7 protein-coding genes are annotated in these 12,125 nt (G+C 47.6%); 2 read left to right on the forward strand and 5 right to left on the reverse strand.

Features of this window, described 5'->3' with window-relative positions:
- Positions 1 to 43 precede the first annotated feature (43 nt).
- The 3 genes from DIJ65_RS01165 to DIJ65_RS01175 form a co-directional block, all read right to left on the reverse strand.
- The gene (locus DIJ65_RS01165; RefSeq protein ID WP_117300101.1) at positions 44 to 1,597 is read right to left on the reverse strand and encodes a putative polysaccharide biosynthesis protein; all 1,554 of its coding nucleotides are present in this window, start codon (positions 1,595 to 1,597) and stop codon (positions 44 to 46) included.
- A complete protein-coding gene (locus DIJ65_RS01170; RefSeq protein WP_117300103.1) occupies positions 1,594 to 2,331 on the reverse strand; it encodes a WecB/TagA/CpsF family glycosyltransferase in 738 nt (245 codons plus the stop codon). Before DIJ65_RS01170 ends, DIJ65_RS01165 begins: the two co-directional genes overlap by 4 nt.
- 115 nt (positions 2,332 to 2,446) lie before the next feature.
- The gene (locus DIJ65_RS01175; RefSeq protein ID WP_117300105.1) at positions 2,447 to 4,423 is read right to left on the reverse strand and encodes an S-layer homology domain-containing protein; all 1,977 of its coding nucleotides are present in this window, start codon (positions 4,421 to 4,423) and stop codon (positions 2,447 to 2,449) included.
- 453 nt (positions 4,424 to 4,876) lie between these two features.
- Here DIJ65_RS01175 and DIJ65_RS01180 point away from each other — a divergent pair, with 453 nt between their 5' ends.
- Both DIJ65_RS01180 and DIJ65_RS01185 read left to right on the forward strand, forming a co-directional pair.
- Positions 4,877 to 6,256: an N-acetylmuramoyl-L-alanine amidase gene (locus DIJ65_RS01180; RefSeq protein WP_117300107.1), complete on the forward strand. Its 1,380-nt coding sequence runs from the start codon at positions 4,877 to 4,879 to the stop codon at positions 6,254 to 6,256.
- Between the two features lie 147 nt (positions 6,257 to 6,403).
- Positions 6,404 to 8,083 carry a S8 family peptidase gene (locus tag DIJ65_RS01185; RefSeq protein ID WP_117300109.1) on the forward strand — a complete coding sequence of 560 codons (1,680 nt, stop codon included), beginning with the start codon at positions 6,404 to 6,406 and terminating at the stop codon, positions 8,081 to 8,083.
- Between the two features lie 1,237 nt (positions 8,084 to 9,320).
- Here DIJ65_RS01185 and DIJ65_RS01190 read toward each other — a convergent pair.
- Together DIJ65_RS01190 and DIJ65_RS01195 are read right to left on the reverse strand one after the other, a co-directional pair.
- Positions 9,321 to 10,376: a C40 family peptidase gene (locus tag DIJ65_RS01190; RefSeq protein WP_230321291.1), complete on the reverse strand. Its 1,056-nt coding sequence runs from the start codon at positions 10,374 to 10,376 to the stop codon at positions 9,321 to 9,323.
- Between the two features lie 302 nt (positions 10,377 to 10,678).
- Positions 10,679 to 12,088, reverse strand: coding sequence for an alanine/glycine:cation symporter family protein (locus DIJ65_RS01195; RefSeq protein WP_185959469.1), 1,410 nt, complete (start codon positions 12,086 to 12,088; stop codon positions 10,679 to 10,681).
- Positions 12,089 to 12,125: the final 37 nt, after the last annotated feature.

Here is a 12,125-nt window from a genome sequence, read left to right on the forward strand (position 1 = left end):
GCCGAAGCAAAACGCCGATTTACGTAAAATTAACATAACTGTATTATTTAAAGATTTTATTCAGCACCGGCAAGCTGCTCAACAATTGCTTGTCGACCGCTTTGCCGGCGAACAGCAGTACTGCATATATCACGCCACCTGCTGCAATTGCCGCTGTCAGGTACAACAGCGCAAAGCCGCGGCTGGCTTCTTCAAAGCCGATGAACAGAGTCGGCAGCCCGATGACTGCCGCCATAACTAAGGACGCCACAATGATGACGGCAATTCTTTTATTGAAGGCCTCGAATTTCACATGCTTGCGGATCACATAAAGATTGGCAAGAAACAGCAGGAAATAAACAGCCACTGTGGAGATTGCCGCTCCGTTCAATCCGAAGAGGTTCACGAGAACAAGGTTCAGCACGATTTTCACCGCCACACCCCCAACGATGAGCCAGGCGGCGAGACGCGCTTTGTTGATCCCCTGCAAAACGCCGGTGCCAAGAATCGTCAGCGAAGTAAACAGGGAGCTCAAGGAAATGATTGCAAGCACGCTGCTGCCGGCCAGGTCGGTGAACAGGCCCAGATTGATCGGGTAGGTCAATGCCACGAGCCCTGCCGCTGCCGGAACTGATAACAGATACGTCAGGAAAAAGGTCTTTTCAATGACTTTCTGCGTTCCGAGCGTGTCGTTCTGCGCCAGCTTCGCCGAAATATTCGGGATGAGCGGCAGGATGACAGAACTGGCAAAAACGGTGACAATCTGCACAAGCGCGAGTCCCCGTCCATAGATACCGTATAAATAATTGACGTTGTCCGACGTATTTTCATAGGCTTTCAGTGCAGACGGAATCGTGACCGAATCGACGAGATTCAATAATGCCATCGTAATGGCACCGAACGCAATCGGTATTGATATAAAAAGGATGCGTTTTGCCGTCCTTTTGAAGTGGCCCCAATTATACGGAAGATTTTTTTTGACGCGGACTTCCGAGCGTACATACAGAAAACGGAGGTAGACAAATGAAGCCAGGGCCCCGAAGAAGGAGCCGACCATGATTCCGCCTGCCACTTCGCTGTCCGAATACAGGTTCTGGACAAGATAGGCCGCTATGAGAAGAATCAGTCCGACACGGACAAATTGTTCAATCACCTGCGACACGGCTGTCGGGGTCATATTTTCATGGCCCTGGAAATAACCGCGGTAAACCGCCATAGATGGAGCGATTAAAAGAGTGGCTGACACGATGATGAGCGCCGGCCGGGTGGAGCTTCCACCGAGGACTTCGGCAATTTGGTACGAAAAAAGATAGAGGAGCAGAAAACTGCCGATGCCGAACACGGCAGCCAAAATGCCGGAAGTCATAAAGATGTCTTTGACTTCCTGCTCATCGCCGCGCGCCCTCGATTCAGCGACCAGTTTCGAAATGGCGATCGGAATGCCGGCAACCGACAGGATCAATGCCACCATATAGACCGGGTATACCAGCGTGAAAATGCCGAGCACTTCGTCCCCGGCGATGTTCTGGAGCGGAATCCGAAACAGGCTGCCCAGGATTTTCGACAGCAAGGCTGCCGCTGACAGAATGATCGTACCTTTCAGCAATGTATGTTTCATCGCTTGTTGGCGGCTTTCCTGCCGATAACCGTGACAGCGAATTTCGGCAGCACAAGCATGCGTTTCCAGCGCGAAGGCTGTTTGACCAGCCGGTAGAACCATTCGAGGTTGAGTTTCTGCCAAACTTCCGGTGCCCGCTTGGCGTTTCCGGATAACACATCGAAACTTCCACCGATTCCAATGAAGACGCCCTGGTTAAAATGGCCGAGGTGGCTGCCGATCCAGTTTTCCTGTCTCGGGAAGCCGAGTGCGACAAAAACGAGATCCGGCTTGGCGTCTTTGATCATCTGTGGCAATACGGGATCGTTCCAGTCAAAAAAGCCGTTCTGCGCGCCGGCAATCTGGACTCCGGGATAATCGGATTTCACTTTTGCAAGGGTATCCTGCAGCACATGGTCCGCCGCTCCCAGGAAAAAGACGCGGTAACGCTTTTCGTCCGCAACTTCGAGCAAATCCATCATCATATCGTAGCCACTGACACGCTCCGGCAGCGGCTGCCCGATCAACTGGGCCGCCTTGACGATGCCGATGCCGTCCGCAGTGATAAAGTCCGCTCGTTCAAGCGTCTTTTTGTAGTCGCTGTCATCCAGCGTATGCATGACGATTTCCGGATTGGCGGTGACAACGAACGTTTTTTCTTTGTTCTCTATTCTATTCTGTAAAGTCTGTATGAATGCTGCCCTGGTTGTGTTGATGAATGGCACACCCAGTATTTTCACGAATTTTGAGGTCATATGTATTCTCCTTATTTTGGGGCAAAATATCTCATTTAATATAACACAAAAAAAGGGTGCTGTGTTAAGGAGTAACGACCCTTAACACAGCACCCAGCCTGATTATTCTGTTTCATTATTTTGCGATTGGCAATGTTTTGACATACGTGCCGAGTGAACCTGCTCCGTATACAAATGCTTGGTCATAGTCTTTGTTTTCCGAGATGACATTGTACCAAGTGGCTCCGGAAACAGTCGATTGTCCAAGAATTACAACCGGAATTCCTGCAAGCGGCGTTTTGTAAAGAATCGTATCAGCAGCAGTCGCGCCTGCTGCGTTGCGGAAGTTCAATCCTGAAATCGTCGTGATTCCCAAATTGTACGCATACAAATCTTTCTTCCCTAGGAATTTGTCGGCTCTGTACATATGGCCGGCAATTTTTTCTCCCCACAGGTGGTCAGAGGCGTAACGGACGTTCATGCCCAGGCCTTTGTTGCCAAGGAAAGAACCGTTATAGTTTGTGCCAGTCACTTTCTGGTAGCTGCCGTTTACGTGCTGAGCAGCATGAATGATGGACTCTTTATAGTCGGCATAAAGTTTCGCGCCGTTATAAGCATCGCCATCAACGGCATTCAATCCGAATAAATTCTTTTTATCCTGTGCGATCAAGCTTGTACCCCATTGGCTTTCATGCAATGCATGAGCCAGCAGATAGAAAGCATTCACTTTGTACTCTTCTTCGACTGCTTTGAAGAATTCGCCTGTCCCTACAAGCGGGCTTTCAGTCCATACCTTGCCGTGGACTTTTTTGTTGTAGTAAGGGAAGGCTTCTTCAAGGTAAAGATCTAACTCTTCAGCTGTGTAATTCGTTTTTGTGGCAAGCTGCAATTTGTTGAAATACTGATGGGATTCCGTCACTTTCTTGCCAGTGGCATCCGTGAAGTTCGCCCCATCCCAGCTGTAATACTTCGTGCCGGCCACAAATTCTGCAGGCGCTGTGCCGATGATTCCGGCAGTCGCATATGCTTTTGTATTGTGGTTATAAATATAATGGATCAATTCGCCATTAGTCGTCTTTTGATAATAAGACTGGCCTGTCAGCAATTGCTCCGGATACAAGTTAACGGTACTTGTTGGAACATAGCCAACTTTGCCGGCCAACTCCACTTTCACGTAGTGTGCGGTTGCTCCAAGATATTTCATTTCCGCGTTCGCAGTTACATACGGACGGTATTTCGTATTCCAGTCTGTTTTCAGAGTTTCCGTTGGGAATACCTCGACGAATTTATTGGCTACTGCCAATCCATCGCCTTTCATCCATAGGATCTGGCTGCTGCGTTCGACAACCTGAACATCTGTGCTGTTGGCTACATATTTTTGAGCATCAGCAAAAGTATCAAATTCTTCCATAACTGTTGTTACACCATCTTTTATAGATGAAGCTTGAAATTCTTTCGGTACTGGCGGGAATACGATCTCTCGGCTTCTCAGCATAAGCAATGCCACCATCCAGCGTTCAGATTTTCCTTGTGGGACGAACGTGTTGTTTTCATTCCCTTTTACGATTCCAAGATGCGTCAGGATTCTGACATCTTCTTTATGGTCGTTGTGGATTGACGCTGTGTCTGTGAAAGACATTTCCGGAACATCTTTCATGTCCGTGATAATCCCTTTTGCACTCATCGCACGTGATACCATACTCGCCATTTGTTCACGGGTGATCAGGTCATTCGGTTTGAACGTGTTGTTCGGATACCCGTTTACAATCCCGGCTTTAACAGCATCCAGGATTGGAACAGCGAACCATTTATCTGCCGGTACATCTGTAAAAGTCATTTCAGTTTCCGCAGCACTTGTGAATTCAGCGCTTTGGACTTCCGATTCGAGTTCAAATGATTTCACAACCATTTTCGCAAACTCTGCACGTGTTACTTCGCTTTTCGGACGAAAAGTACCATCGGGATAGCCGTTCAATACGCCAAGTTCGATCAGCTCACGCATTTCCTCTTCATATAAATACCCTGTTAAATCATCTGCTGCACTTGTTTGCGATGGAGCGAGCGACGAAAGGACTAATAAAAATACCATTAAAAATATTGCTGTTTTCTTCATTCTGTGATGAATCCCCCTTTTTCTGTTTAAATCAGTAATTCTTCCATATAAGGTGCACTTACATGGCCTGATAAAACTTTATATCATTTCTCTGCGGCAAACTATACATCAATATATCTAAATTTAACCAATTATTCATTCAGATATAACCAATGCTTAAAAAAGAGTATATCATCTAAAAGTCACTAAAAGTTGATAAAATGTCGTATTTTTTAATAAAACCCAATTTTTTATAAAATTCTAGGAAGGTAAATTCCAAACTTTAGGCGAATATATATAAAGCGGAGATTTATAGATTAAATAGTCTTGTGTACCAGATACTAATTTTGAAATTTGACTTTTAAACTAGACTTAATGCTTATTTTATAAAAAAATACATAAAATAGCATAAATACGTGATAATATCATCAGAGATACAAAAATAAAAAGAACCGGAAGGGGAAAATGTTAAAAATGAATAGTTTTTTTAGTAAGGTCATGTTGTTCTTAGTCGCTGCTGTTTTAGTGATTTCCAGTATAGGTTTGAGCCCGGCATCCGCCCAGACACCATTTAAGGATGTATCTTCAAGCGATGTGGAAATTGATTACCTCTATAATAGAGGGCTCATTAAAGGAATTTCCCATGACCAATTTGGACCTGACTATTCAGTAACACGCGAACAGGCGGCTACATTGATCGGCCGCGCACTCGGATTAAATGGAACAGAGAGAAAAACCAGATTTTCCGATGTGAGTTCGTCAAGCTACAGCTCTGGTTACATCCAGTCGGCTGTGGACAAAGGGATTATAACCGGTTATCCCGATGGCACTTTCAAGCCAAAACAGACAATGACACGCGGTGAAATGGCTTACCTGTTAAGCCGCGCATTCAATTTGTCGAGTACAAGCGCTGTGTTCTTTAGCGACATTAAGCACGACACTCATCAGGACAGCCTTTATACGGCAGTCAATAAAATCGCGACAGCCGGCATTTCCAATGGAACCGGCGGCGGAAACTATTCACCGGAGAAAAAATTAATCAGAAAAGAATTTGCAATCTTCCTTGCCCGCGCTTTGGATCCAAGATTCAAAGTGGCATTCCAAAACGCAACGATCGACAAATTGTATTCCACTACAGACAATCTGAATGTCCGTTCTGGCCCTTCAACCGGCTATAGTATTATGGGCCAAATTGATACGAACGATGAAGTTCAGGTATACGGCTACAGCGGCGGCTGGGCGTACGGCAAGTCCGGCCACCTGACTGGCTATTTCAGCCTTTCTTACTTAAGCAAAGCTGCAACCAAACCTACAAGAGTCATGGTCATCGATGCCGGCCACGGCGGAAGTGATCCGGGTGCAGTTGCAAACGGTTTGAGAGAAAAAGATGTAAACCTTGACGTCTCACTACGCGTCGAAAGAATGTTGAAAGAAAAAGGCATCACAGTCTTGATGGTCCGCAGAACGGATGTCTTCTACAGCCTTGATTACCGCGCTGCTTACGGCATTAAAAATGGCGGAGATGCTTTTGTCAGCATCCATGCCAATGCCGCTTCACCGGGAGTCAGCGGTTCCGAGACTTTCTATTCCGCATCTGTTGCCAACGACAGCAAACAGCTGGCAACATTCATCCAAAACCGGCTCTACAAAGCGATGGAGCATACTAACAGAGGCGTAAAAGAATACGATTACCGTGTTATTGCCGCCAACCCGCTCCCTGCCGCTCTTGTGGAACTTGGATTCCTGACAAACGATGCCGATGCAGCCAAATTGGCTACCTGGACATACAAAGAGCGCGCTGCCTGGGCAATCGCTGAAGGAATCGAAGACTATTACGACTGGAAACAAAGATAAAGCGTAATTTGATACAGCGATTGTCTTCCTTAACAGTAATACAGGATAAAAAAACATTATTTTTTCAAAAAACGGACTTTAGACAGTCCGTTTTTTTTCGAATTATTATATACTTGTTTTACACATTAGAATCAAGGAGGGAATTCATTGAAGAAATCAGCGGTCATTTTTGCCTTATTGGTGTTGGTGACATCCACCACCATTCCGACATCCTTTGCAGCAGCTTCCAAAAATGATCTTGATAAGGTGATCATCTCGTTTGAAGATGGCATCGATTACCGGGCACTCGAAGAAATGGGCGCAGACGTTCATAGTGAGTTGGATGCCATATCCTCTGTCATTGCCACAATTCCTTCCACCACGGTCAGTAAAGCCGACACCGACATTTCGGTAAAAGCAATTTCTGAAGAACAAATTTTCAAAGCTGCCGCCCAATTGCCGTCATGGGGCTATCAGCACATTAAAGCACCAAGTGCATTAAAGGCGGGCTATACAGGAAAAGGTGTAAAAATCGCTGTCATCGATTCCGGCATCAATTCACAGCACCCTGATTTGGAAGTGGCCGGCGGGGCTTCGATGATTATCGACTCTTCACCATTTATCGACGGTGCCGGACACGGAACTCACGTAGCGGGCGTCATCGGAGCGTTGAATAATACGTTCGGCGTGGTCGGGGCTGCCCCTGATGCCGAGCTGTATTCCGTAAAAGTGCTGGCAAGCAACGGTGCCGGAACATTGGAAGACGTGTTGAACGGTGTCCAATGGGCCATCGATCAGAAAATGGACATAATAAACCTCAGCCTGACAACCGGCATTCATGTCCCTGAGCTGCAGGCTATGCTGAAAAAAGCGGATGACCTTGGCATTGTCGTAGTCGCGGCAGCCGGCAATATCGAGACTGTCGATTCCAACCTGAACTTTGTCCAGTATGGGGACGATGTCCTTTATCCGGCACGTTATCCCACTGTCATCGCTGTAGGATCCACCGATACAAACAACAAGCGGTCCGGTTTCTCATACACCGGACCTTCCGTTGAGCTCGTGGCGCCTGGCGAAGGAATCTACAGCACCTTCTCCACAACCAAAACAGCCACTCACGACGATTACGAAACAAGCGAAGGAACCTCCGTCTCCACCCCATTCGTCGCTGCGATTTTCGCGCAGTATATGGAAGCTTTCCCGCATTTGACGAACAGCCAATTGCGCGAAACAGTCAAGCGCGCCGGCATTGACCTCGGTCCAGTTGGCCGAGACCAGTCATTTGGAAACGGCATGGTTCAGTCCCTTCAAGCAAAGGTGGCCCTGTTCCCTGATCTGCGCACAAATTTCTGGTACAGCGAGTCGATCCAATACATTTTTGACCGCGGCATCGTTACCGGTTACCCTGACGGCACTTACCGTCCGGCTGCCACCATTACACGCGCCGATGCAATGACCATGATCGGACGTGCGCTCGGCCTGAAAACCGATGCCGCAAGCCATTATTTCAATGACGTCAAAACTGGCTCCTATTCAGCAGGCTATATCAACAAAGCATATGAGCTCGGCTACATCAAAGGCTTGCCAAACGGCAACTTCCAGCCGGCGGCACCGATTAAACGCGGCGACATGGCCGTCATCATGAAACGCATATTTGAACTCACGTCATCGGGCGACAACACGTTTTCCGATGTCAGCGCGACGAAATACTACGCCGAAGCAATCCAGGCCGCTTATGAAAACGGCATCGTCCAAGGCTACGACATCGACAACACCTTCCGCCCCGAAGCTTCCATTTCACGGGCCGAAAATGCGGAAATCTTAAGCAAATCCCTGATGCTGCAATAAAATAAGAGTATTTGAAAGAGAGCCGCGCAGTAGCGTGGCTCTCTTTTTTGTGGGGGTAGACAGGAGCACGCTACGGGTGAGGAGGAGTCGGCACGTTAGGTAAAAGTGGTTATACGGGAGGTAAACTTCGCTATACGGTAGGTAACCCCCGATCCAAGCGAGCCAACCCGCAACCCGGTAGTGTTCGGGCGGTGGCAGGGCCACCGCCCCCTGGGCAGTCCGCCGGCAGCGGACTGCTTTCCGTTCGAATGCCCTTTTCTTTTAATGAGAGCCAGAGGGAATTTGCGTTCGTTAGATAAGAACCGCAAACCGTAAGATACAACTCAAAAAAAGTAAGATAGAAATGCAAAATCATAAGATACTCGCCCAAAATCATCAGATACAACTCCACCCAGGAGAGTCAACCCACTATTTGATTGGATCGGGCGGTGCCCGCAGCGCCGCCCACTGGGCAGTCCGCCGGCAGCGGACTGCTTTCCGTTCGAATGCCCTTTTCTTTTGATGAGAGCCGGAGGGAATTTGCGTTCGTTAGGTAAGAATCGCAAACCGTAAGATACAACTCAAAAAACGTAAGATAGAAATGCAAAATCATAAGATACTCGCCCAAAATCATCAGATACAACTTCACCCGGGAGAGCCAACCCACTATTTGATTGGATCGGGCGGTGCCTGCAGCGCCGCCCCCTGGGCAGTCCGCAGGCAGCGGACTGCTTTCCTTTCAGATGCACGTTTCTCCCGGTGAGAGCCAGAGGGAATTTGCGTTCGTTAGATAAGAATCGCAAACCGTAAGGTACAACTCAAAAAACGTAAGATAGAAATGCAAAATCATCAGATACTCGCCCAAAATCATCAGATACAACTCCACCCGGGAGAGTCAACCCACTATTTGATTGGATCGGGCGCCGCCCCCTGGGCAGTCCGCCGGCAGCGGACTGCTTTCCGTTCGGGTGCACGTTTCTTTTGATGAGAGCCGGAGGAAGAGCCGGCACGTTAAGTAAAATCGGTTATACGTGAGGTAAACTCCGCTATACGGTAGCTAACCGCAGCTATACGTGAGGTAAATCAGTTTATACGACAGGTAAACTCCGCTATACGACAGCTAACCCTACACCCAAGTGAACCACCCCACTCCCCCGGGAAAATACCTCTTCTATTAACTTCATTTATTCACTTACCCCTCACATCAAAAAAACCAAAAAAACCGCCTGTCCCTGAAAGGGGCAGGCGGTTCAACATTTTATTGGTTGATTGAGTTGTAGATGAACTGCGCGAATTCAGCTCTTGTTGCATTGGCATCCGGTTTGAATGATCCGTCATCGTAGCCTTTAGCCAAGTTGCTTGAAGCAACTTTGATGATTGAAGCTTCAGCCCAGTGGCCATTGATGTCTGAGAAAGATGCTGATGTACTTGATGCTTTCATTGCGTAAGCTCTTGTCAGCAATGCGCTGATTTCAGCACGTGTGATTTTCGCGTCCGGTGCATAGTAACCCGGGCTGCGTCCACCGATGATGCCTTGTTTATGAACTGCGTTGATGTAGCCTGCTGCCCAGTGCTTGGAAGAAACATCATTAAATGATGTACCGGCAACTGGTGCGATTCCCAATGATTTTGCGATCATTGTTGCAGCTTCTGCTCTTGTGACAGAGTTTGTTGGCTTGAATTCGCTGTGGTCATAACCTGTGATGATGTTTTTCAGGCTCAAGTCCGTGATCGGGTTATAAGCCCAGTAGCTTTTCGAAACATCGTAGTACTGACCTTTTGGAAGATCAGGTTTTGGTGCCGGTGCAGGAGCAGGTGCTGGTGCTGGTGCTGAAGTTTGTGTTACCACTTCTTTGACGCCAGGCAAGCGTTTAGCGCCTGCATATTTAGGTGCCCAATATGGGTTCGTGTTAATATTTGAGATTGAGATTCCCTGGCTTTCAGCTGAAATGACATTGCCATTTCCGATGTAGATTCCTGTATGTGAGATTCCCGGCTTATATGTATTTGCGAAAAATACTAAATCACCATTTTTAAGGTTGCTCTTGGAAACTGCTGTGCCTACGTTAAATTGTTCTGCTGATGTTCTTGGCAAGCTGATGCCGAAATGTTTGTAGACATATAAGATGTAGCCTGAACAATCGAATCCTGAAGGTGTTGTACCGCCCCATTGGTATGGAACGCCTTTAAATTTAAGAGCATATTCTGCAATCTGGTCTGGTGTTGCGCCACTGGCTTCTGCTTCACTAGTCATTATTGGTGCTGCGGAAATTAATAGAACAGCAATCATCATTAGCATTATACGTTTCTTCAAATCGTCACCTCTATAAGTTAGTGGATTCTGGATGTTGATCAGACACCGAATCAAATTTTCTTTTACTGAAATACCTTTGTTTCACATTTTAAATACTAACAGAATAAACATAAAAATAAGTTACAGTTATATTACAGTTGTGTAACAAGTAGCAATTTGATGTTTATTATTGGTAAAGAAGGGTACTTTTCGTTTCCTAATGGTCTTCTTCTGGTTAATTCAAGGATTTATTCCTTTGAATGTAGACAGCAAAAAAGCCCTTCAGACGTTGGTCTGAAGGGCTTTCTCCTGTTTTTTACGTTTTAGTCGCGGTCCTCGCCCCAGCATTCCGTATTCTTCAAACCTGGAATGTCTTTGGCATAAAACTCGGGATTTTTGCCCGCTTTTCTTTGTGCAGTATAATTATCCAAGACTTTGAACGCCGTGCCACCCAATAGTGCAATAACAACCAGGTTGAGCACCGCCATCATGCCCATGAACAGATCGGCCATATTCCATACAAGGCTGACCTGCGCGAGCGCACCGAACATGACCATTGCCAGCACGCCGAAACGGTAAGCTGTCAACCAGCCGCTGTGCGCATTGATGAATTCGATGTTTGTTTCCCCGTAATAATAATTCCCGATGATCGAGCTGAACGCGAAGAACAGAATCGCAACAGCCAGGAAGTAAGGAGCCCAGTCACCCACGTGGACGCCAAGCGAGTCCTGCGTGAGCAAGATTCCTTCCGCCTCACTTGTGCTGTAGAGATCGGCAAGAATGATGATGAATGCCGTCGCCGAACAGATGACGATCGTATCGAAGAATACACCCAGGCTTTGCACGAGCCCCTGTTTTGCCGGGTGCGAAACGTTTGCCGATGCTGCAGCGTTCGGAACGGAACCCATACCGGCTTCGTTCGAGAACAGGCCGCGCCGAACGCCCTGCATGATCGCCGCACCGATACCGCCGCCGACCGCTTCTTCAAGGCCGAATGCATTCTGGATGATCAGCGTGAAGACTGCCGGAATTTCCGTAATGTTTGTGATGACAATAAAGATTGCAACAATCAGGTACAGTGTCGCCATAACCGGCACGACCACTTGCGTCACTTTCGCGATCCGCTGAACGCCACCAAAGATGACAATTGCCGCAAGAATCACCAAGCCGAGCCCGATAACCCAATCCGGGATATTGAATACATCACCGAATGACTGCGCAATCGTATTCGATTGCACCGAGTTAAAGATGAATCCGAAAGCAAGCGTCAACAGGATCGCAAATACGATACCCAGTTTCCGGTTGCCCAGCGCTTTCTCCATATAGTAAGCCGGTCCACCGCGGAACTGGTCCCCGTCCCGCACTTTGTAAACCTGTGCCAGCGTGCTTTCAATGAATGCGGTCGCCATACCGATTAATGCGACCATCCACATCCAGAACACCGCACCCGGTCCACCGATGGCAATCGCCAGCGCTACGCCGGTGATATTGCCCGTGCCGACGCGCGATGCGGTCGAGATGGTAAAGGCCTGGAAAGCCGAAACCCCTTTTTCCCCGTCTTTCTTTTCACTGATTACGCGGAACATCTCGCCAAACAGGCGAACCTGCACAAATTTTGTGCGGATTGTGAAATAGACGCCAAGGCCTAACAGTAAACCGATCAATATGTATGTCCACAATAAATTATTTCCTTCGTCAACGAGCCACGTCAACGCATCCAAAATTGCATCCATTCCTTTGTCCTCCTCTAAGTTGAAACTAAACTCGTTG

Source organism: Planococcus salinarum (assembly GCF_007004625.1).
GTDB classification, from domain to species: domain Bacteria; phylum Bacillota; class Bacilli; order Bacillales_A; family Planococcaceae; genus Planococcus; species Planococcus salinarum.

Coding starts and splice junctions, on each gene's coding strand:
- DIJ65_RS01175 (WP_117300105.1), bottom strand. CDS start 4,423: ATGAAGAAAACAGCAATATTTTTAATGGTATTTTTATTAGTCCTTTCG.
- DIJ65_RS01165 (WP_117300101.1), bottom strand. CDS start 1,597: ATGAAACATACATTGCTGAAAGGTACGATCATTCTGTCAGCGGCAGCC.
- DIJ65_RS01180 (WP_117300107.1), top strand. CDS start 4,877: ATGAATAGTTTTTTTAGTAAGGTCATGTTGTTCTTAGTCGCTGCTGTT.
- DIJ65_RS01195 (WP_185959469.1), bottom strand. CDS start 12,088: ATGGATGCAATTTTGGATGCGTTGACGTGGCTCGTTGACGAAGGAAAT.
- DIJ65_RS01170 (WP_117300103.1), bottom strand. CDS start 2,331: ATGACCTCAAAATTCGTGAAAATACTGGGTGTGCCATTCATCAACACA.